This is a genomic window from Comamonas sp. 26, from assembly GCF_002754475.1.
Taxonomy (GTDB): Bacteria; Pseudomonadota; Gammaproteobacteria; order Burkholderiales; family Burkholderiaceae_C; genus Comamonas.
In genome coordinates, this window is sequence record NZ_PEFL01000001.1 from 2,808,974 (window position 1) to 2,829,841 (window position 20,868).

General features: G+C 54.7%; 16 protein-coding genes, 1 tRNA gene and 5 pseudogenes. 11 read left to right on the forward strand and 11 right to left on the reverse strand.

The genetic code is table 11. The annotated features are described in order from the left end of the window. Positions 1–41: 41 nt before the first annotated feature. Positions 42–1,703 carry an energy-dependent translational throttle protein EttA gene (gene ettA / locus CLU84_RS13055; RefSeq protein ID WP_099737539.1) on the reverse strand — a complete coding sequence of 554 codons (1,662 nt, stop codon included), beginning with the start codon at positions 1,701–1,703 and terminating at the stop codon, positions 42–44. Positions 1,704–1,968: 265 nt separating this feature from the next. Between ettA and CLU84_RS13060 the strand changes: the two genes are divergently transcribed. Both CLU84_RS13060 and CLU84_RS13065 read left to right on the forward strand, forming a co-directional pair. Then, on the forward strand, positions 1,969–3,885 hold the full coding sequence (locus CLU84_RS13060; protein ID WP_099737540.1) for a DEAD/DEAH box helicase: 1,917 nt from the start codon (positions 1,969–1,971) through the stop codon (positions 3,883–3,885). A gap of 215 nt (positions 3,886–4,100) precedes the next feature. Beyond that, positions 4,101–5,849: a M14 family zinc carboxypeptidase gene (locus tag CLU84_RS13065; RefSeq protein ID WP_099737541.1), complete on the forward strand. Its 1,749-nt coding sequence runs from the start codon at positions 4,101–4,103 to the stop codon at positions 5,847–5,849. A 332-nt stretch (positions 5,850–6,181) separates the two neighbouring features. On the opposite strand, the gene CLU84_RS13075 is transcribed toward CLU84_RS13065, so the two are convergent. From CLU84_RS13075 to CLU84_RS13090, 4 genes and pseudogenes are all read right to left on the reverse strand, one after another. After that, positions 6,182–7,114 (reverse strand): IS5 family transposase, encoded by a 933-nt coding sequence (locus tag CLU84_RS13075; RefSeq protein ID WP_099737543.1) that lies wholly within the window; start codon positions 7,112–7,114, stop codon positions 6,182–6,184. A gap of 19 nt (positions 7,115–7,133) precedes the next feature. Continuing rightward, the gene (locus CLU84_RS22570; RefSeq protein ID WP_255409120.1) at positions 7,134–7,259 is read right to left on the reverse strand and encodes a hypothetical protein; all 126 of its coding nucleotides are present in this window, start codon (positions 7,257–7,259) and stop codon (positions 7,134–7,136) included. A gap of 55 nt (positions 7,260–7,314) precedes the next feature. Continuing rightward, positions 7,315–7,391: transfer RNA gene (locus CLU84_RS13080), tRNA-Arg, on the reverse strand. A gap of 419 nt (positions 7,392–7,810) precedes the next feature. Continuing rightward, positions 7,811–8,736, reverse strand: a pseudogene (locus tag CLU84_RS13090) (IS5 family transposase). 436 nt (positions 8,737–9,172) lie between these two features. On the opposite strand from CLU84_RS13090, the gene CLU84_RS13095 reads away from it, so the two are divergent. From CLU84_RS13095 to CLU84_RS13110, 4 genes are all read left to right on the forward strand, one after another. Next, a complete protein-coding gene (locus CLU84_RS13095; protein ID WP_099737545.1) occupies positions 9,173–9,748 on the forward strand; it encodes a DUF3455 domain-containing protein in 576 nt (191 codons plus the stop codon). Between the two features lie 66 nt (positions 9,749–9,814). Continuing rightward, positions 9,815–10,393, forward strand: a complete 579-nt coding sequence (locus tag CLU84_RS13100) for a sigma-70 family RNA polymerase sigma factor (protein WP_099737546.1) — start codon at positions 9,815–9,817, stop codon at positions 10,391–10,393. Beyond that, positions 10,390–11,118 carry an anti-sigma factor domain-containing protein gene (locus CLU84_RS13105; protein ID WP_099737547.1) on the forward strand — a complete coding sequence of 243 codons (729 nt, stop codon included), beginning with the start codon at positions 10,390–10,392 and terminating at the stop codon, positions 11,116–11,118. Before CLU84_RS13100 ends, CLU84_RS13105 begins: the two co-directional genes overlap by 4 nt. A gap of 217 nt (positions 11,119–11,335) precedes the next feature. Then, on the forward strand, positions 11,336–11,899 hold the full coding sequence (locus CLU84_RS13110) for a fasciclin domain-containing protein (protein WP_099737548.1): 564 nt from the start codon (positions 11,336–11,338) through the stop codon (positions 11,897–11,899). Positions 11,900–12,103: 204 nt separating this feature from the next. Here the strand turns inward: CLU84_RS13110 and CLU84_RS13115 are convergent. After that, positions 12,104–12,999: pseudogene (locus CLU84_RS13115) on the reverse strand (IS5 family transposase). A 689-nt stretch (positions 13,000–13,688) separates the two neighbouring features. Between CLU84_RS13115 and rdgC the strand changes: the two are divergent. From rdgC to CLU84_RS13135, 3 genes and pseudogenes are all read left to right on the forward strand, one after another. Then, positions 13,689–14,238 (forward strand): annotated as a pseudogene (gene rdgC / locus CLU84_RS13125) (recombination-associated protein RdgC); the annotation flags it as partial. A 108-nt stretch (positions 14,239–14,346) separates the two neighbouring features. Continuing rightward, the gene (locus CLU84_RS13130) at positions 14,347–14,730 is read left to right on the forward strand and encodes a hypothetical protein (protein ID WP_099737549.1); all 384 of its coding nucleotides are present in this window, start codon (positions 14,347–14,349) and stop codon (positions 14,728–14,730) included. 373 nt (positions 14,731–15,103) lie between these two features. Continuing rightward, positions 15,104–16,024 (forward strand): GGDEF domain-containing protein, encoded by a 921-nt coding sequence (locus CLU84_RS13135; protein WP_099737550.1) that lies wholly within the window; start codon positions 15,104–15,106, stop codon positions 16,022–16,024. A gap of 67 nt (positions 16,025–16,091) precedes the next feature. Here the strand turns inward: CLU84_RS13135 and CLU84_RS13140 are convergent. The 3 genes and pseudogenes from CLU84_RS13140 to CLU84_RS22475 all read right to left on the reverse strand — a co-directional run bounded on the left by CLU84_RS13140 (position 16,092) and on the right by CLU84_RS22475 (position 18,139). Further along, positions 16,092–16,909 (reverse strand): annotated as a pseudogene (locus CLU84_RS13140) (IS5 family transposase). Next, the gene (locus tag CLU84_RS22470; RefSeq protein WP_233210043.1) at positions 16,906–17,310 is read right to left on the reverse strand and encodes a hypothetical protein; all 405 of its coding nucleotides are present in this window, start codon (positions 17,308–17,310) and stop codon (positions 16,906–16,908) included. The pseudogene CLU84_RS13140 and the gene CLU84_RS22470 overlap by 4 nt, the downstream one beginning before the upstream one ends. A gap of 103 nt (positions 17,311–17,413) precedes the next feature. After that, the gene (locus CLU84_RS22475; protein ID WP_233210044.1) at positions 17,414–18,139 is read right to left on the reverse strand and encodes an integrase arm-type DNA-binding domain-containing protein; all 726 of its coding nucleotides are present in this window, start codon (positions 18,137–18,139) and stop codon (positions 17,414–17,416) included. A 603-nt stretch (positions 18,140–18,742) separates the two neighbouring features. Between CLU84_RS22475 and CLU84_RS13150 the strand changes: the two genes are divergently transcribed. Continuing rightward, the gene (locus CLU84_RS13150; protein WP_099738016.1) at positions 18,743–18,943 is read left to right on the forward strand and encodes an AlpA family transcriptional regulator; all 201 of its coding nucleotides are present in this window, start codon (positions 18,743–18,745) and stop codon (positions 18,941–18,943) included. 67 nt (positions 18,944–19,010) lie between these two features. Here CLU84_RS13150 and CLU84_RS13155 read toward each other — a convergent pair whose 3' ends face one another. Beyond that, entirely contained in the window at positions 19,011–19,262 is a 252-nt protein-coding gene (locus CLU84_RS13155; RefSeq protein ID WP_099737551.1) for a DNA translocase FtsK, read from the reverse strand. After that, a complete protein-coding gene (locus tag CLU84_RS13160) occupies positions 19,259–19,837 on the reverse strand; it encodes an HNH endonuclease family protein (protein ID WP_158235219.1) in 579 nt (192 codons plus the stop codon). The genes CLU84_RS13155 and CLU84_RS13160 overlap by 4 nt, the downstream gene beginning before the upstream one ends. 95 nt (positions 19,838–19,932) lie before the next feature. Here CLU84_RS13160 and istA point away from each other — a divergent pair. Beyond that, positions 19,933–20,856: pseudogene (gene istA / locus CLU84_RS13165) on the forward strand (IS21 family transposase); the annotation flags it as partial. Positions 20,857–20,868 lie beyond the last annotated feature (12 nt).

The following is a 20,868-nucleotide window of genomic DNA, read 5'->3' on the forward strand; positions in this document are numbered from 1 at the left end:
AAGAATACCCGCTCCAGCCGAGGCTGGAAGCATTTTGTCGTTTACTTCAACGCTTTGTAACGCATGCGCTTGGGTGCCGCACCCTCAACGCCCAGGCGCTTCTTCTTGTCGGCTTCGTACTCTTGGTAGTTACCGTCGAAGAACACCCACTGCGAATCGCCTTCAGCAGCCAAAATATGGGTAGCAATACGGTCCAGGAACCAGCGATCGTGAGAAATCACCATCACGGTACCAGCGTATTCCAGCAGCGCATCTTCCAGCGCACGCAGGGTTTCCACGTCCAAGTCGTTGGATGGTTCGTCCAGCATCAGCACATTGCCGCCCTGAATCAGGGTCTTGGCCAGGTGCAGACGACCACGCTCACCACCGGAGAGGTTGCCGACCTTCTTTTGTTGGTCTTGGCCGTTGAAGTTGAAGCGACCGGCGTAGGCACGCGAAGCCATCTGGAACTTGCCCACGGTGATGATATCAAGACCACCGGAGATGTCTTCCCACACCGTCTTTTCATTGGCCAGCGCATCGCGGTGCTGGTCAACAAAAGCCATCTTCACGGTGGAGCCAATATCCACGGTACCCGAATCAGGCTGTTCCTTGCCAGCGATCAGTTTGAATAGCGTCGACTTACCCGCACCGTTAGGGCCAATGATGCCGACGATGGCACCAGCTGGAATGTTCATCGACAGGTTGTCGATCAGCATGCGGTCGCCAAACGACTTCGACACGTTGTTGAACTCGATAACCTTGGAGCCCAGACGCTCGGCCACAGGAATAAAGATTTCCTGTGTTTCGTTGCGCTGCTGGTATTCGTAATCGCTCAGTTCCTCGAAGCGTGCAATACGCGCCTTGGACTTGGCCTGACGACCCTTGGCGTTCTGGCGCACCCACTCTAGCTCCTTCTTCAAGGCCTTGGCGCGGGCTTCCTCACCCTTTTGTTCAGCTTCCAGGCGGTTGCCCTTCTGGACCAGCCAGTCGGAGTAGTTGCCCTTGTAAGGAATGCCGTGACCACGGTCCAGTTCCAGAATCCACTCAGCAGCGTTATCCAGGAAGTAGCGATCGTGGGTAATCGCCACCACAGTGCCGGTAAAGCGGTGCAGGAACTGCTCCAGCCAGTCGACAGACTCAGCGTCCAAGTGGTTGGTAGGTTCGTCAAGCAGCAGCATGTCGGGCTTGGACAACAGCAGCTTGCACAGCGCCACGCGGCGCTTTTCACCACCAGACAACTGACCCACGATGGCATCCCATGCGGGCAGGCGCAGCGCGTCAGCAGCGATTTCCAGCTGGTGCTCGGAGTCTGTACCAGCGGCAGCAATCACCGCTTCCAGCTCGCCCTGCTCTGCGGCCAGCGCATCAAAGTCAGCGTCTTCTTCAGCATAGGCTGCGTAGACTTCTTCCAGACGAGCCTTAGCGTTGTTCACCTCGGCCATGGCTTCTTCGACAGCCTGACGCACGGTGTGCTCGGGGTTGAGCTGAGGCTCCTGGGGCAGGTAGCCGATGGACAGGCCCTGCATTGGGATAGCTTCGCCTTCGAATTCCTTGTCCACGCCAGCCATGATCTTCAGCAGCGAAGACTTGCCCGAACCATTCAGGCCCAGCACGCCAATCTTGGCGCCAGGGAAGAAGCTCAGCGAAATACCTTTCAAGATCTGGCGCTTTGGCGGCACCGTCTTGGTCAGCTGATTCATCGAAAAAACGTATTGAGCCATGTTCGAATTGCTTTGAGTTGCTTGAATTTATGCAAAAAAGTGTGCCGCATTTCACGGCAAACAAACCATGATTATCGGCGCATGCGACAATACCCCTCGCAATAGGCGTCCAGTTGCCTTCTGCAGCAGCACTTCAGCTGGGGACAACGGAAGCGTTTCCAAGCTCCCAACACGCAACTTTATCTGCCTACAACTGGCCAGGCAGCCCAACGGGCTGCCATGACAGGCTGATACCCCGCGCCCAGGATTGGCGCAATTGATCACAATGACATTTGAAGAACTGAATCTGGCTCCGGCCATTCTCAAGGCCGTACAAGAGCAGGGTTACGAAAACCCCACGCCCATTCAGGCGCAAGCCATTCCGCTGGTTCTCGCAGGTCACGACCTGCTGGCAGGCGCTCAGACCGGCACCGGCAAGACCGCAGCGTTTACGCTGCCCATGCTGCAACGCCTGGCAACTGGCACAGCGCCCAAGAACCGATTTGGTGGCAAGGGCATTCGCACGCTGGTGCTGACGCCCACCCGTGAGCTAGCCGCTCAGGTTGAAGAAAACCTGCGCAGCTACGCCAAGTACATGGACATCAACTCCACCGTCATCTTCGGTGGTGTTGGCATGAAGCCACAAATCGCCCGCATCGAAAAAGGCGTGGACGTTCTGGTCGCCACTCCCGGTCGTTTGCTGGATCTGGCAGGCCAGGGTTTCATGGACCTGTCTACCGTCGAGATGCTGATTCTGGACGAAGCCGACCGCATGCTGGACATGGGCTTTATCCACGACGTCAAGAAGGTGTTGGCACTGGTGCCCAAGGACAAGCAAAGCCTGCTGTTCTCGGCCACTTTCAGCGATGAAATTCGTGATCTGGCCAATGGCCTGCTGCGCAACCCTAAGTCCATTCAGGTTACGCCCAGCAACACGACAGTGCAGCGCATCAAGCAGGTGATCCACCCCGTGGGTCGCGGCAAGAAGAAGCAGGTTCTGCTGCACATCATTCAGGAAAACAACTGGAGCCAGGTGCTGGTGTTCACCCGCACCAAGTTTGGCGCCAACAATGTTGCCGAGTACCTGACCAAGAATGGCGTCTCCGCCATGGCCCTGCACGGCAACAAGAGCCAAAGTGCCCGCACTCAAGCCCTCGAAGGCTTCAAGACCGGCGAACTGCGTGCACTGGTAGCTACTGATATTGCAGCACGCGGTATCGACATCGACGAACTGCCCAACGTGGTCAACTACGAGATTCCTAACATCTCGGAAGACTATGTGCACCGCATTGGCCGCACTGGCCGCGCAGGTCGCGAAGGCAACGCCGTGAGCCTGGTCTGCATGGACGAAGAAGGCTTCATGATGGACATCGAGCGCTTTACCAAGCAAGAGATTCCAGTGGCGCTGGTCGAAGGCTTTGGCCCCGAAGAAGGCGAAGTGGCTGAGCCCATCGCCATGGGTCGCCAAACTCTGTGGGGCGGCGCAGGCAAGCCTCCTAGCCGCGACGTCATGCAGGCAGCTGCCAAGGCTGCACGCCAAGAAATGATGGATCGCATCCGCACCAACAAGGCCCCCAACGGTGGCCGTGGCGGTGCTCGCCGCCCCGCAGCGGACGGCCAGGGCGAGGCCGAAGGCGAAGCCCAGCAGCGTCCTTCACGCCAGAACAAGCCACGCAGCAACAGCCGCTTCGGCAGCCCACGCCCTCAAGGCCAGGGCCAGCAAGGCGCAGAACGCAGCAACGGCCGCAATTCGGACCGCGGTTTTGACCGCCACTCCGAGCGCAGTTCTGAACGTGGTGCTGAGCGCGGCTCTGATCGCAACCAGCAGCAAGGCCAGCCACAATTTGGCCAGAGCGAACGCGCACCCCGCCCTTACAACAACGACCAGCAGCGCGCACCCAAGCGCAACGACTCTCGCCAGTTTGGTGACCGTGAACGCGGCGGCCGTTATGACGACCAGCCCCCACGCGCTGATGCACACCTGGGCACTCAGCAAGGTCATGCTCGCAACAACAGCGCGCGCGGCAGCAATGGCGGCCAGCCTGATCCTATGCGCACCAGCGTAGACAGCATGGCCGACCGCGGTCGCCGTGGCGGCTTTGGCGGTGGTAACCGTGGCAGCTTCGGCGGCGGCAACAGCAACGGTGGTGGCGGCAATCGCGGTGGCAACCGTGGTGGCTTTGGCGGCGGTTACGGCCGCTAACCGCTGGCTTAGCTGAGGGCGTGAAAACGCCGTCAAAGCAATTCACACCTCATCAAGGGCTGCAATAGCAAATATTGCAGCCCTTTTGTTTTTTCTTGGCTCGGCAGCGCTACGCGCTGACAGCAGATCGCAAGCCAGTCGGCCTAACATCCGATCTGGATGTGCGAAGCTTCAGGTTTCGCGCTTGGCGTGCTCTTTTTATTTGCGTTGAACTTATGACATTTCTAACCAAGCCCGTTTTCTCTCAAGCCAAGCGCCCTCAGCCTGTCTGGGCTCATCGCATGCTCAAGCTGACGACCGTGGGCTCTGCAGTGTTACTGACGGCCTGCGCCAATGTGCAGTTACCGCCTTGGACTGGCATGTCAAACAGTTCACCAACAAAAACAAGCCAGCCAAGTGCCAGTGTGACTTCAGCACCTGCAGTGCAGCCGGCCGTTAGCCACCCCGTCGCACCTGCTCCACAACTCGCAGCGCTACCCTACAACCCCGCGATCGAATCTCTTTTTCCAGACCCAACAGCCCTCTACGCCACGCCGGGCCTGGGTGCGAATCGCCAGCAGTTCAGCACCCATACAGAAATCGCTACTTTGCTGCAATCGCTGAGCAGCAAAGCTGGCAACGGTTACCAGCTTGGCACGACAGCCATCGGCACCTCTCAGCGCGGGCTGCCAATTCAGGCACTGATTGCAACACAAGGCCAAAGCACGCAAGCCACTGCCATTAACAACAATGGCAAGCCCACTGTGCTGCTCGTCGGCGGACAGCGTGGAGATGAACCCGCCAGTACTGAGGCCTTGCTGGCTGTCGCCAGCGAACTAGGCCAAGGCGGCCTGCTCGCGCCCTTGTTACAACAAATCAACATCATCATCGTGCCGCGAGCCAACCCTGATGCAGCAGACACAGCCAGCCCCGTGACAGCAGATGGCACCGATCTCACACACGACCACCTGCTTTTAAACACCCCTGAAGCACAGGCACTCGCTCGCCTGATGCGCAACTACCGGCCAGCAGCCGTCATCGACCTGCATGAATTTGCTGCTGGCGGTGCTTTTCTGCAGAAATTTCAGGCCGTACAGCGCTATGACGTACTGCTGCAACCCGCCGCCGCCGCTAATACGCACGAGTTCATCAACAAAGCTGCCCGGGAGTGGTTCAGCCAACCTATACGCTCGGCCCTCAATCAGGCAGAGCTCAGCAATGAATGGTTCTTTCAGCCCAGTGCGCAGCCAGGCGACAAATCGCTCTCCATGGCCAGCCTTGATGCAGACACGCTGATCAACGCCAGCAGCCTCAAAAATTCGGCCGCTCTGCTTATCGCCAGCCGCGGCTCCGACTTAGGCCGCTTGCATATCCAGCGTCGCGTGCACAGCCTTGTAATCGCCGCCACCGCCTCGCTGAGAGCAACTGCAGAAAAATCACAGAACTTGAAACAAGTCGAATCCTTTGTGTCCCGCGACATCTCGGCTCTGGCTTGCCGAAACACACTTACTGTTCAAGCAGTCCAAACGCCTGAACAACACAGCGTTCGCATGCTGCAAGCCGACTCAGGACAAGAGGTCGAAGCACGCGTGGACTGGAACTCATCCCTGCGCATAAAACCTGAAAAGACACGCCCACGCCCCTGCGGCTACTGGCTATCTGCAGACTCAGGCAGAGCGGTAGATCGGCTTCGTCTGCAAGGCGTGCAAGTCATGCAAATTGCAGAACCTGGACAAATGCTCGCCGACAGCTACAACGCAGCTCGCAGCGGCAGCAGCTCGCCAGTGCTGACACGCGGAGCCATCGACACCCCAATGGGCAGCTACTACATCACACTCAACCAAGCTAAAGCCCATCTGGCCACTTCAGCACTGGAGCCAGACACGCCGTTTAGCTATGTCAGCAAGAGTTTGATCACATCGCCAGCAGACATAGGTCGAGTCGTCGCAGCACCTTCGGTCGTATTCGAAGAAGAAATGGAATAAAAAACAGTTAAGTCGCAGAATTTTCCTCGACAGGGATCAAACCTGTGACCCACAGTTCAGAAGGAAATTGCTACATTTCATCAACCCATTGAATTTACTTACTTTTTTCTATCCTAAAATAATTTGGGGAGATTTTTTGGAAAAAATTAAAGTTCAAATATAAAGAACTTAAATGAAAGAACTTTCTGCAATTAAGACAAACGTAGTGGGGCTACGATTGTTCCGCGTGAAGGTAAAAAAGGGACTACTTATCAAGCCCGTTTTTTGCGGGATGGCTTCGGCGTTGTTGCATAAATCAGCCCCAGGTCAGATTTCCCCAACCCCAGACGTGGCTACGCCACAGCCACCGTCTGGGGGCAGCCCAGTTCAGTAAACCGGTTGAGGATGGCGGCTCGAATGTGCAGTTCGTTGACCTGCCGCTCGAACGTGCGTGACATCACTCGTTCACCCAGCCGTTTGATGCAGTTCATCTTGGTTTCCACCAGGCTGCGCCGGTGGTAACCACTCCAGTTTTTCCATAGCTTGCGACCGAAGCGCCTACATGCGGAGATAGCCGCATTGCGGTGCGCAAAGGCATCGCCTTTGCGCATCCTGGCATTCTTTCTCCGGGGAATGATGGGCGTGGCATTGCGCTGCATGACCGCCGCATGGACGGGCTGCGTGTCATAAGCCCCATCGCCTGTCACTGTCAGCAGTGGCTCCTCGGCAGGAACTTGCTCCAGCAACTGCGGCAACACAGCGGCGTCAGTGACATTGTTCGAAGTAACGCAGATGGCTCGTACCTGTAGCGTTTGCGCATTAATGCCGATGTGCAGCTTGCGCCACTGGCGGCGGCGCTCTGGCCCGTGCTTTTTGCACTTCCACTCGTCTTCGCCCAGGAACTTGATGCCAGTGGAGTCGACCAGTAGGTGCAGTCCGGCTACGCTAGAGCGGTACGCCACTTGGACATCCAGACTGCGTTGGCGACGACACAACGTGCTGAAGTCGGGAACTGGCCACAGCAGTCCAGACAACGCCAGTAGTGACTGAACAAAGCCTGTGGTCTGCCGCAAGGCCAATCCAAAGAGGTTCTTGATGGTCAGGCAGAACTGAACCGCTGCATCCGAGAACTGCGGGCTGCGCCCGCGTTTGCCGCTGGCAGCGGCAAACCAAGACATATCCCTGTCCAGCCAGATGGTCAGTGAGCCCCGCGCTTTGAGCGCAGCGTTGTATTGCTTCCAATTGGTGGTGCGATAGCGAGGTTTGGACTGCGGGGACTGACTCATCGCACGAGGCTACCTGACCCTAGCCGGCGATTTGTGCAACAACGCCGCTTACCCCAACAATTTTCTCAAGTTGTGCAGGTGTCATTACTTCTTTTTGATCTGTGAGGTTGCGCAGATAAGCAAGCAAATTTTCATAGGTGTTCATAGTTCCTCCAACTTGAATTTTGGACGAAAAAAAAGCACCAGAAGGTGCTTGTTTTTGGCGTCCCGTAGTGGATTCGAACCACTGACCTACGGTGTAGAAGACCGCTGCTCTATCCAGCTGAGCTAACGAGACATTTTTGCTATTGCAATGATAGCGCAATTCTAAGTCAACAGTCTACGTTGGCAAACTTAAAATTGTTGACTATTATTGATGGTTACTATCCATCAAATTTTTCGAAAAAATTGAAAAAGTTTTTGGGGAAACCTGCACGGAATTGGGAAGGATTTGGAGGAATTCAAAGGAATTCAAAGGAATTCAAAGGAATTCAAAGGAATTCAAAGGAATTCAAAGGAATTCAAAGGAATTCAAAGGAATTCAAAGGAATTCAAAGGAATTCAAAGGAATTCAAAGGAATTTTGCTATTCTTTTTTAACCTCAACCTCTTAAAAATCAATAACGTGCAGATTTTTCTAAATCAATTATTGATGGCTTAGAAGGAGCGCTGTTGCATAACTCCAGTTTGAGGCGAACCACCCCAACCCCAGCCGTGTCTATGCCACGGCCACCGTCTGAGGACGGCCCAGTTCAGTAAATCGATTCAATATGGCTGACCGGATATGCAGCTCATTCACTTGGCGTTCAAAGGTTCGGGACATCACACGCTCGCCTAGGCGCTTGATGCAGTTCATCTTGGTTTCCACCAAACTTCTGCGGTGGTAGCCGCTCCACACTTTCCATATCTTTCGCCCAAACCGCCTGCATGCAGCTATTGCTGCGTTGCGATGCACAAAGGCAGAGCCTTTGCGCATTCGAGCATTCTTGCGTGGCGGAATAATCGGGATCGCACCACGGCGAATCACAGCCTCATGGACCGGCTGCGTGTCGTAGGCCCCATCACTTGCCATGCTCTTGAGCACCTCATCTGCAAGTAGCTGTGCAAGTAAATCAGGGATCACTGATGCATCGCTCACATTGTTGGACGTCACAGCGATCGCCCGAATCTGTAAGGTCTGGGCATCTATGCCAATGTGCAGTTTGCGCCATTGACGACGGCGCTCAGGTCCATGCTTTTTGCATTTCCACTCACCTTCACCCAAGAACTTGATGCCTGTGGAGTCCACCAGCAAGTGCAGCCCCGCTTGGCTGCGTGTGTAGGGCACTTGAACATTCAGATCGAGTTGCCGTCGGCACAGGGTACTGAAGTCCGGCACCGACCATGCAAGCCCACTCAGTTGCAGCATCGATTGCACCAATCCCGTGGTTTGCCTGAGCGCTAGGCCAAACAGGTTCTTGAGCGTCAAACAAAATTGGATGGCTGCATCCGAGAACTTCGGCTACGCCCGCGTTTGCCGCTGGCTGCGGCAAACCAAGCCATGCACTTATCCAGCCAAACCGTCAACGAACCACGGGCTCTAAGGGCTGCGTTGTATTGTTTCCAGTTGGTCGTGCGGTAGCGTGGATTACGTGGCTGGCTCATGCAGCTAGCCTACCGCTTGCGCAGCGTCGATTTGTGCAACAGCGCCTATGGGCGGTGAATGGAGTGACTCCAATCCAGTCTGAACGTGTGCATTCTTAAGGAGAAATATGGTACCGTAAAACGTTTATAGCGCGGCTGCTCCTGGCCGATAGCAGCCCGCTGACAAGAGGCTTTAGGTTAGGCTTGGGCTGCACGAAAACACTCACCGGAGCTAGCATCAGCAAAGACTATGCCTCCATCTGGGTACCGGCCAGCGCCCACAACAATCGGTTGATGCACAGTCCGGTTAGCTCTTAGAAGGCACATTGCCGCTTCTTCTGCAAAAAAATTTGCAATCAGTGCATCCAAACATCGATCTCATGGGTAGTACCTGCAGCAACACAGCAAATGTGCTGCATCAGCGAATTTTCTCAACCAATCTATTTGGAGAATCTCGATGTCGACCACTCAATTAGCACACCGCCTAGCAGCCTTTGCTGCCATCACCTCCACCGCAGCTTTACTCACTGCCTGCGGCTCGATGAAGTCTCCGGCTAGCAACTTCTCTCAGGCCTCGCTGCCAGCGCCCATTCAGGTCCCAGCCGGTCACAAGGTCGCCTGGGAAACTGTGGGTAGTGGCGACATCACCTACGAATGCCGGGACAAAACCAACGCACCAGGTCAAACCGAATGGGTCTTCGTAGGACCTAATGCTGTACTGAAAGACCGCTCCGGCAAAACTGTAGGCCGCTACTACGGCCCGCCCGCAACCTGGGAAGCCAACGACGGCTCTAAGCTCACCGCCACACAGCTCGCAGTGGCTCCTTCCGGCCCTGGCAACTTGCCATATCAATTGGTCAAAGCCAATCCCGCCATGGGTGTCGGCTCACTGGTAGGCGTTAGCTACATACAGCGCGTAGCGCTCCAAGGGGGCGTGGCACCGGCCGATCAACCTTGCACCCCGGTAACCAAGGGTCAAAAGACCATGGTCAAGTACCAAGCTGATTACATCTTCTGGAAACCCACGATGTAAGGCTTTGCCACGGCATGACTAGAATGAATGAAGGATCTACCTCTATTTCTTTCTACCCTTTTATTTGTGCCGCCTGCAGCCGCCCTCCAAGACGACGCTTTCGACCACGACGCTGCGCTACAAGCCTGTGCGCGAGGTGATAGCGAGGCCTTGCGCAGCATCTATGAGCGCGAAGCGCGCTACCTGCTGGGTGTAGCTCTCAGAATTGTTCGCGATCGTGCCGCTGCAGAGGATGTTCTGCACGATGCTTTTGTGTCCATCTGGGAGCGCGCCTCGAGTTTTGACGCCGGCCGAGGTGCTGGGCGAGGCTGGATCTACAGCATTGCCAGACATGCCGCACTGAATAGAGTGCGTGACAGCGCACGCGAGACAGTGCTGGATGAACCGGCTACGACTCACCTCGATGCACAGGCAGCTTTTGCTACATGGCAGGAAGGTGGCGATGAACTTGCACGACAGGTAGCGCTTGGCCGTCTGGGACAATGCCTTGATGGTTTAGAGCCAGCACGCCGCGCATGCCTGTTGCACGCTTATGTTGACGGCTGCACACATAGCGAAATTGCCGAGAGGGTCAAAGTCCCCCTGGGCACAGTAAAAGCCTGGATTCAGCGCGGACTGCGCGCACTGCGGGAATGCATGCAATGAGCAGAGAAGCCCAACAACCACAGCCTCCAGACGACCTGTATACCCAGGCCGGAGAGTATGTATTGGGTACACTCGAAGTCAGTCAGCGTCGTTCCATCGAAGCTCGCCTGCCTTACGAACCCGCCCTGCGTGCAGCCGTGGACGAATGGGAGCAGCGACTGCTGCCCCTCACCTCGTTGGCTGAGCCGGTCGAACCGGCAACCAGCCTCTGGCAGCGCATTGCCGCAAGCATTACAAAAGCCAAGCCCACCCAAGCTGCAGCGGCAAAGATTCGCTGGTGGCAGTGGGAGAGCGTGGCTCTCTGGCGCGGACTGACCGGTACCAGCTTCGCCGCCGCGGCGGTGTTGGCAGCAGTCCTTGTTGCGCGCGAAGCCTCAACTCCTGCAGCGCCCCGCTATTTCGTCGTACTAGCGGCACCTCAAAGCCAGTCTCCGGGGTGGCTGGTGCAAGCCCAGGTCGAGGGAAGACTGCGTCTGGTCCCGCTAGGTACTGACAGCGTTCCCGCCGAGAAATCCCTGCAGTTCTGGACCAAGGCTGACGGCTGGAGCGCACCTGCATCTCTGGGCTTGGTAAAGCCTGGCGAGGTCATAGAGATTCCGGTGGACAAGCTTCCCCCTCTGCAGCCCAATCAGTTGTTCGAGCTAACCTTGGAGCCCTACGGTGGATCGCCGATTGGCCGCCCCACAGGCCCCATCCAGTTCATAGGCCGAGCCGTCCAGATCTAGGATTACCGCCGATAAAAAACAGAGAGGCACCGCCTCGCCTGAGCATTTTCATAGACTAGCATCTTCGCTATTTAAGGCATTCTTGCCATATGTCTTCGTGTGCGCAGCTAAATCATCACCAAGACAAGTAACTAGAAAAATTTAATGAATCCAGACATGGCTTGCCTGCGTACTCATTACAGCCGGCATTTTTCGGCTTGTATATCAAGGAGCATCCATGTTCTCGATTCAATCTGCACGTAAGTTGGCCTCGTTCAGCCTGGCAATCTCGTTGTCTGCTGTATCCGCTGCGGCAATGGCTGATGTGATGGTGGGTGGAGCGCCCATGCTGCCTTCCAAGGACATCATCGACAACGCCGTCAACTCCAAAGATCACACCACTTTGGTTGCAGCGGTCAAAGCTGCCGGCCTCGTCGACACACTCAAAGGACCCGGACCATTTACCGTCTTTGCTCCAACCAATGCCGCGTTTGATGCTCTGCCCGCAGGCACTGTCGATACGCTGCTCAAGCCGGAAAACAAAGAGATGCTGACAACAATCCTTACCTACCACGTTGTCCCAGGAAAATGGGACGCCGCGGCTCTCAGCAAAATGATCAAGGACGGTAAAGGCAAGGCCATGATCAAGACTGTCAGCGGTGGCACCCTCACGGCCAAGTCCAGCGGCAAGAAAATCATGCTAATAGATGAAAAAGGTGGCATGGCCACAGTGACCATTCCAAACGTGTATCAATCCAATGGCGTAATTCACGTGATTGACAAGGTATTGCTACCCAAATAATTGAAAGCCCAAGCCGTAGGATCTAAATGAGCCTTCAGCTGAAATATGGGATATCCCTTGAAATCGACCCCAACATCACTGGCGTGATGATTGCGGTCGATGGTACGGAAACCCGCTGGAGTACAAGACCCGCTGCCGCTATATTCACCGAAATGAGATCCACTAGGCGTTTTTGCATAAATCCGTCTGAGGTTGAGTTACCTCTTAACCCCAGACGCAGCTATGCCACGACCACCGTCTGCGGATGTGCAGTTCATTGACTTGCCGTTCAAAGGTGCGGGACATGACCCGCTCGCCCAGTCGTTTGATGCAGTTCATCTTGGTCTCTACTAGGCTGCGCCGGTGATAACCACATATCCTTCGGCCCAAGTGTCTGCATGCGGTGATAGCCGCATTGCGATACGCAAAGGCATCGCCTTTGCGTATTCGTGCATTTTTCCTCGGGTGAACGATGGGAATGGCTCCTCTTTGGATGGCCGCTTCATACATCGGCTGGGTGTCATAGGCATCATCACCGGTAAGGCTGAGTACAGCCTCGTTGCCAGGGACTTGTCCAACATCTGGGCAACGACAGCCGCATCGCTCACATCATTGCTGGCCACGCAAATCGCCCGTATCTGCAACGTTTGAGCGTCAATGCCGATATGCAGCTTGCGCCACTGACGTCGGCGCTCAGGGCCGTGCTTTTTGCACTTCCACTCGCCTTCACCCAAAAACCTGATACCCGTAGAGTCCACGAGTAAATGCAGCCCTGCCTGACTAGAGCGATACGGCACATGAACTTGCAGACTATGTTGACGACGGCAGACAGTGCTGAAGTCAGGCACTGACCAATGCAGTCCTGACAAATGCAAAAGGGATTCAACAAAGCCCATCGTCTGGCGTAACGCTAGACCGAACAAGTTCTTGATGGTCAGGCAAAACTGGACGGCTGCATCAGAGAACCTCAGACTGCGCCCACGTTTACCGCTGGCTGAGGTAAACCATTGCATGCGTTTATCGAGCCAGATAGTCAACGAGCCCCGTGACTTCAAAGCGGCGTTGTAGCTAGGCAAGTTGGTAGTGCGATAGCTGGGCCTAGAACTGCGGGTCTTACTCATCCGGCGAGCCTATCGGATCGCACTGACTGATTTATGCAACAACGCCGCTGAGTGGCTGGACGAACAAACTGCGCAATGCCCAAAGGATAAGCCGTGACGAGCATCAAGGACTGCTGCTGAACATTCTGTCCCGTTGCGCGATCAATACCCGGCTCATCACTTGATCGACGGCATTCAAATACTGATCGTTCGACTCTTGTCCGCGACCGTTTGGCCTGAGCCAAATATGACCTCGCTTAGAGACGGATGAAGTGTAGAAATACGGGGACAAAGGGGGCCCTGTGTACGTTGCGCTTAATGCAATGCGGTGTGACGCAAAGTCCAAGTAGAGACAGAAGTCACGTGGCACCCTCCAGCACTCTGACACAGCGTCGGTCAACCCTGGTATGCCGCTCTTCTTATAAACCTGCAGCGCATCGGAAACAGCTCTCTTTACCTCGCTCGAAACTGTACTGGCGACATCGCTGGTGTCCTGCGCAATCGTTTTTTCAGACAGTGTGGCAAAACAGATTGATGCCAGTAAGAACGTAATGGCTTTTGTTTTCATGACATGACAGACAAGAAGCAACCCCGACAACTAAATTTGTTATCTGTGATCAATTTTGCGGCAGCTCACACTCCGAAATATTGCAGTGCATCAAAAACCAACAAACCCGCAATCAGCGGGTTTTATTATTTATGGAGCCAAAATGTTCAATAACATAACCATTTACCGCATTACCGAGAGCTTGCAGGTGCTGGCTGATGCCCTGCAAAAGACAGTTTTTGCCGAGTGGTGAGCAGCATGGCCGGCTGGTCGAATCTGTGGCCGGGCAATGCGTGATGCGCTTCATGAGCGAATCCAAGATGTTGCCTGTCAGTATGCTCAACCGCAGGGTTCACGAAAAGGCTGCTCACATTCAGGCGACTGAGGTCCGCAAGCTAGGCAAAAAAGAGAAAAAAGACCTGAAGGACGAGGCCAAGCTGGCCCTGCTGGCCGCCGAAGACGAACGCCTGCCCGGTTTTACGCTGGCACTGGTAGATACACAGACCAGCCCACAGGCTGCCATGGTCCATTGGCTGATGACGCAAGAGCCGCCCGCAGGCTTTGTGGTGGATCGCGAATATGAACTGAAGGCTGCCGACGAATCCAAGGCTGTGGTGCGTTACGCACTCCACCCGCTGGATATTGACGAGGTGCGCCAGCACATCGAGCACGGCAAGATGCCCACCAAGCTGGCCATGACATGGGACGACCGGCCCATAAGCTGCACCTGCTGATACCGCCCCCCCAGCGAAAACCCATTCTAAGAAGCCACCTCACAACCCAGCCCGCCATGCAGCGGGCTTTTTTCTTTGGAGGCTCAATTGAGTCTGACTTTCGTGAACCACAACGGCGACCGTATCTCTCAGAGCCGAATGGCAGACATGCGAGCCCAAGGAGCAGAGCTCGACCGCAAGCGTCGCCTTACTGTCAAGACAGACCCCGTGTCAGTGCACAAGGGCTGGCGCGTCTCGGGTATCCAGCTTGGCAAGCTGGAAAAGGCAATGCAAGCGCACGGGCGGCTGCGCCAAATGGCGCAAAAGGCAGGCGGCAAACTGCCAGAACCATTTGATGAAACAGCATGGCTTCGCCCCGCCAAGCACACTGCTGTACGCGGCAAGGCCTACATCCTTCAAGAGGCTGCCCAGCAATGCAAAGAACTGACCGCCAAGGCCGGATGGATCAATGCCCAGATTCAAGAAATCTAGAAGGTTGTCTCTTGATGTCCATGACCTCAAGCAGATCCTATTCAGAATCTTCAACGTGATTTACTTATGAGGAAAGTCAGGCAAACTGCTATTTGCAACAACTATTCGCGCTACGGATTTACGCGTCTATTAACTGGCAATGGCATCCACCTCCGAGAAAACACGTGGACTTCCTCTGTGGAGCCCTAAGTCTTCATCGCCTCTGGCTGATGAGGTTCAGCACTTCGAGCGCTGGCGACGGCGCACCTGGCAGCTACATATATCAGTCCTATTGAGCCATCTATATGCCTTTGGACTATTTCTCGGACACTCCTGGGCAGGCTACGCGCCACTGCATGCAGTTTTGCTCTACGGCCTCTGGATAAGCATAGGAATGGCCTTCATCACCTGGGCCTACGCAAGTGGCTGGAGTCAGACTCAACGCGACCCTGGCTTGTTCTTCTGGCACCAATTGATCGCGGTTACAGGGGTGCTGGGCTTGCTTATGGCAGCACCCAAAGTCGCGTTTCAGGCACTGGTTATGCTTTTAGTCTTCAGCACCGATGGATTTCTTGCGCCACGGCGTACCAGCTTCTGGATGACTTGGAGCCGCACGCTCATTGCAATTGCTTTGGCCGTTTACTGGGTGGGGCCACAGATGCGTATGACGACCGACACACTGATCGGGCAATTCCTAACCGTCGGCACTATGCTGGGTGCGGTCGTCCGATGCAGTGTCCTAGTCACTTACTTTCGCAGCATGCAATATCGACTCAGTGCGAGTAATGAAAAACTGGCCATCGCGCTAAAGCAGATTGAAGACTTAGCGCGCAATGATGATTTGACGGGAATAGCGAACCGCCGAGGCATCATGGAGCGGCTGCAGCAATGCATCAACACAGCCCGGCGCAGTAATACTCCATTTTGCATTGCATTACTTGATATTGATTTTTTCAAACAAGTTAATGACCGCTATGGTCATGAAGGCGGAGATAAAGTGCTTAGAGCCTTTGGTCAACTTCTTTCATCGCAGATTCGTGCAGCCGATCATGTTGGTCGTTATGGTGGAGAAGAATTTCTTCTAGTGCTCTGTGACACCGAAGCTTCCCAAGCCAAGGTATTGCTTGAGAGAATTCGCGAGCGAACAGAATCCCTTCCGTGGTCGCAAATGCTCCACAAAGAACTGCGAGTAACCTGCACGCTGGGTGCTGCTCAGTACCGACAGGGAGAAACCGCCGAAGCTCTCATCTCCCGTGCTGATGTCGCCATGTACAAAGGTAAAGCGACAGGGCGCAATCGCGTAGTTCTCGCTTAGTTAAAATTACTCGGGCGTTGTTGCATAAATCCGGTTCGAGGCAAGCTCCCTCTAACCCCAGCCGTGGCTATGCCACGGCTGCCGTCTGAGGACGGCCCAGCTCTGTGAATCGATTCAATATGGCTGCTCGGATATGCAGCTCATTCACTTGGCGCTCAAAGGTGCGGGACATCACACGCTCACCCAGCCGTTTGATGCAGTTCATCTTGGTTTCCACCAAACTTCGCTGGTGATAGCCACTCCAACGTTTCCAGATACCTCGTCCCAATCGCCAACACGCGGCAATCGCTGCATTGCGATACTCAAAGACGCACCCTTTACGGAGTCGTGCATTCTTTCGAGCAGGGATGGCAGGAGTAGAACCACGCCTCATCACCGCTTCATGGACTGGCTGCGTGTCGTAAGCGCCATCGCCTGTCAAGCTCTCAAGCGCTTCATCCTCCGGCAACTGCTGCAGTAAGTCAGGTAGAAAAGACGCATCGCTGACGTTATTTGAAGTTAAGCAGATCGCTCGAATCTGTAATGTCTGGGCATCAATGCCAATGTGCAGCCCTGCTTGGCTGCGTGTGTACGGCACCTGAACATTCAGCTCGAGTTGCCGCCGGCAAGGCGTGCTGAAGTCCGGCACTGGCCATGCAAGCCCACTCAGTTGCAACACCGATTGCACCAAGCCCGTGGTTTGCCGTAGGGCCAGGCCAAACAGGTTTTTGAGCGTCAAACAAAATTGGATGGCTGCATCCGAGAACTTCGGGCTTCGCCCACGTTTGCCGCTAACAGCGGCAAACCAGGACATGGCCAGATGGACAACGAACCCCGCGCTTTAAGGGCAGCGTTGTACTGCTTCCAGTTGGTCGTGCGGTAACGGGGTTTACTGGACTGGCTCATGCCACAAGCCTACGGCCTGTAGCGCAGCGATTTATGCAACAACGCCCATCGGCACCGAGGCGCAGCTTGTCCAGGTAGTCGGCCCACTGCTGAATCAGGTCAAAGCGCTTGGCTAGGTACTTGGTGCGATTGTAGCTACGACCGTTGGCATCTTTCACGACGTGGGCCAGTTTGGCCTCGATGGCCAGCGGGTCCAGATCCACCAGCATGGTGCGGGCACTGGCTCTGAAGCCATGCCAGCTTTGCTCCGTACCGAAGCCCAGCCCATCGAGAGTGCTGCACTCAGAGTTGTCGGACAGGGTGCGGTCGTGGTTGCGCTGGTCGGGGAACACATAACGGCCATGGCCTGTTAGGGAGTGCAGCTCTCGCAGCAGATCCACCGCTTGGACGGGCATGGACACCACGTGCAGCTCGCCATTTTCTTTCTCCTGCCTGGTGTGCGCGTCATCTTTTCACTGGGAAGGGTCCGCAGGCCAGCATCCAGATCCAGCTCAGCCCATTCCATCATGCGCAGGTTGCCGGGGCGCTGGCACAGCAAGGGAGCCACCAGCAAGGCGTGCGCCCACCTTTGTAGGCATGCATGGCCCCCAGCAGCTCGTCAAAGCGCTGTGGCTCGACGATGGCGGCAAAGTTCTTTGCATGGTACGGGGTGAGGCGGCTTTTCAGGCCTTCGGTAATGTCGCACTGGTTGTTGCTGACGGTGGGCAGCCCATAGCGCCATATCTGGCGGGCCAGCATTAGTGCCCGGTCGGCAGTCTCCAGTGCGCCACGCTCTTCCACCTTCTGCAAGACGAACACCAGCTCCATGGGCTCGATGCCGGCCAAGGGGGCTGACCCAGCCAGGGGAACAGGTCGCGCTCCAACTGTCTCAAGTTCGGCATTCCAACCGGCTACCTGCTTGCCGTGCCAGTCCAGCGCCACGGCCTGGAAGCTATCTCCGCGATCGATCCCGCCTTTGAGCTTTTCCAGCTTGCGTGCCTCGATAGGGTCGCTGCCCTGCGCCCGTTGCATCTTGGCAACATCACGCGCTTTGCGGGCTGCGGTCAGCCCTACGGCGGGGTAACTGCCCAACGCAAGCTGCTTTTCTTTTCCGTCGGTACGGTACTTGTAGAACCAGCGCTTGGAGCCGCTGGGGCTGACTTGCAGGTACAGCCCGCCAGCGTCGGTGAAGCGTGCCTGCTTGCGATCAGGTGGGCAGATGGCGTTGCGGCAGTGGGCATCGGTCAGCATGGGGTACAGCCTTCCTAGGTGGGGGTACAAATTCCCGCTCTCGGCCCCAGGGTGGGGGTACAACGCATGGGCCGCCAGGCCGCATGGTTGCTGGGTTGCTGGGTTGCTGGGTTTAGCCTGAAAGTGGGGGTACAACTTAGCCAAAGTATAGGCTTTTGGCGAGTTCTACCCCCACTTTGCCTCGGATGCCCACGAACCTCGGCGGGCGACTACGGAAGGCAAGTCGTTGATTTACCAAAGAAAAATGGCGCTCACTGGACTTCAGTGAACGCCCTTGGACGTGCTGGCGTGAATTTAATCACCTTTCAAAAACAAAGTCAAATATAAGTTTTTGTTATTTTAGTAACTTTAATATTCCCATATTGTTCCCCATTAAATGGGGCATTGGAAATCAAGGATCTTTGAAGAATTATAACTTATATCAATACACCTGAATCATCCAAAAATATTCTGAAGAAAGTTTGTCTTAGACTCCATCAAGTTCGTAATTCAATGCTGATCTGTGAATAATTCGATATCAAGGCAAGGTTCTCTGAATCTTGGCGAGTTACTTCTACACGCTGGACCAAATGGTAAATGTGTAACTTGATGATTGAAAACATGATGAAAAATAGTATTTCCCCCGAAGATAGATTCTTGCGTTTGCCTGAGGTTTTGGAGCGATTGACTGTCTCAAGGTCTAGCTTCTATGCGGGGATGAAGACAGGCATCTTCCCTGCACCCAAGAAGCTCGGAGCCAGAACCTCTGTTTGGCTGGATTCAGAAATCACAGAATTCATCAGAAGCTTCTATCAGTCAAAATAAAAGGTTTTCACCCTCAATAATCATCTTTTTTTCTTGAGGGTGAATTGAAATTTAATACACGCTTCTTTTAAATTTCAAACCATTGCTGTCCCTCTTTAGGCCTCTCACCTGCTAAAACATAACAAAACTCTATATCGCCTGAGAAAGAGGTTCTCTGGACTTTTTCAATAAGCCCTTGAACAATCATTTGGTCGCGAATAGAACAAGCCTTGTTGTAACCCGTTCGCAATTTTCTTTGAACCCAAGCAACAGAAAACTGCTCACTGCTATCGTTCTTTAATAGCTTAATAAGCTGAGCGATTGATTCAGAATCACTCATTTTTTAGGCTCCTCACTTTTTAACCCTAGCAATTTCAACATTCCCTGCTCATGTTTACTCATAGTAGATTCATTCCACTTCTCGTTATTCTCTTTATATGACTTATGCATTGCATGAATTTTTAAACTTTGTGGGAATGCACTACCCAACAGCTCTCCAAACTTCGCATCCTCGGCACGATCACTGAGCTTGGAGTTCATAGACTGAGTAACCAAGCACAAGTTGCCAAAGGCATGCAGGTGCGATGGATCCCATTGGTACGCTGAGCCGGAAATATTTTGGTTTTGGGGGTGCAAGTGCTCAACAGAGCGCCGCGCTGTGGAGAACGCAAAATTCACAGCTTTGTCAGCACTGTTACGCCACAGCAGATAGTCCAAATAGTTCAGCACAAAGGGATGCACATTGGGGTACTTCAGCTTTTTAGCGACTTGCTCTTGGAACAAGTCTGAAAGTCCCACAGGGACAAAATCACCTACCCACCACGTCAACGCTGCCCTGTAGGTGTTATAGGTAGATTTTCGCTGCCCAAACTGCGCCAATACTTCAAACCATGGGCTAAGCTTGTTGATTTCCACCCAGAAGTGACCCACTAGCCCCCGGTTTTTCCATCTCAGTCTGATCCACGCATTAACCCTAGCCTGCTGCTTTCTTGTGCAGTAGGAGACCAGGAGTGATTGACGTGGCTACTTTGAGTGTCATCAGACGCTGGGCTCTACGTGAGCACCTGTCCATCCGAGAGATCGCCCGCAGAACCGGGCTTTCTCGCAATACCATCCGCAAGTATTTGCGCTCCGACGTTGTGCAACCTCAACTTGCACAGCGCACCATTGCCACCAAGCTCGACCCCTTCGCCAGCAAGCTGTCAGGCTGGCTGCGTACAGAAGTCAACCGCTCTCGCAAGCAGCGGCGCACGATCAAGCAGATGTTTCTGGACTTGGAGGCGTTGGGCTACACCGGCTCCTACAACCGAGTCGCTGCCTTTGCCAGAGTATGGAAGGCTCAGTGTCATGCGGCGGAGCAGACATCAGGGCGAGGCGTTTTTGTGCCCCTGGTCTTCGGCGCTGGAGAAGCCTTCCAGTTTGATTGGAGCGAGGATTGGGCTGTCATTGCGGGTGTACGCACCAAGCTGCAAGTGGCTCACTTCAAGCTCAGCCACAGCCGAGCCTTCTATCTGCGGGCCTATCCCCTGCAAACCCATGAGATGCTGTTCGATGCCCACAACCGTGCCTTTGCGGTGTTTGGAGGCGTCCCTAGGCGGGGGATCTACGACAACATGCGCACAGCCGTCGATCGTGTCGGCCGTGGCAAGCTCAGAGAGGTCAACGCCCGCTTCAGTGCGATGGCCAGCCATTTCCTGTTCGAGGCACAGTTTTGCAATCCGGCCTCGGGATGGGAGAAGGGACAGGTCGAGAAGAATGTTCGGGACGCTCGCCATCGTATCTGGCAATCTGTACCAGCGTTTCCGACACTCAGAGCCCTCAACGATTGGCTAGAGCAACGGTGTCAACAGTTATGGCAAGAGATTGCGCATGGCCAATTGCCTGGCTCACTTGCTGATGTGTGGGAGCAAGAACGCTCAACCTTGATGCCCATCCACCACATCCAC

Bases quoted from the DNA above. Each gene is read 5' to 3' on its own strand.
- ettA (WP_099737539.1), bottom strand. From the start codon at position 1,703: ATGGCTCAATACGTTTTTTCGATGAATCAGCTGACCAAGACGGTGCCG.
- CLU84_RS13060 (WP_099737540.1), top strand. From the start codon at position 1,969: ATGACATTTGAAGAACTGAATCTGGCTCCGGCCATTCTCAAGGCCGTA.
- CLU84_RS13065 (WP_099737541.1), top strand. From the start codon at position 4,101: ATGACATTTCTAACCAAGCCCGTTTTCTCTCAAGCCAAGCGCCCTCAG.
- CLU84_RS13075 (WP_099737543.1), bottom strand. From the start codon at position 7,114: ATGAGTCAGTCCCCGCAGTCCAAACCTCGCTATCGCACCACCAATTGG.
- CLU84_RS22570 (WP_255409120.1), bottom strand. From the start codon at position 7,259: ATGAACACCTATGAAAATTTGCTTGCTTATCTGCGCAACCTCACAGAT.
- CLU84_RS13095 (WP_099737545.1), top strand. From the start codon at position 9,173: ATGTCGACCACTCAATTAGCACACCGCCTAGCAGCCTTTGCTGCCATC.
- CLU84_RS13105 (WP_099737547.1), top strand. From the start codon at position 10,390: ATGAGCAGAGAAGCCCAACAACCACAGCCTCCAGACGACCTGTATACC.
- CLU84_RS13110 (WP_099737548.1), top strand. From the start codon at position 11,336: ATGTTCTCGATTCAATCTGCACGTAAGTTGGCCTCGTTCAGCCTGGCA.
- CLU84_RS13135 (WP_099737550.1), top strand. From the start codon at position 15,104: ATGGCCTTCATCACCTGGGCCTACGCAAGTGGCTGGAGTCAGACTCAA.
- CLU84_RS22475 (WP_233210044.1), bottom strand. From the start codon at position 18,139: ATGCTGACCGATGCCCACTGCCGCAACGCCATCTGCCCACCTGATCGC.
- CLU84_RS13150 (WP_099738016.1), top strand. From the start codon at position 18,743: ATGAAAAATAGTATTTCCCCCGAAGATAGATTCTTGCGTTTGCCTGAG.
- CLU84_RS13155 (WP_099737551.1), bottom strand. From the start codon at position 19,262: ATGAGTGATTCTGAATCAATCGCTCAGCTTATTAAGCTATTAAAGAAC.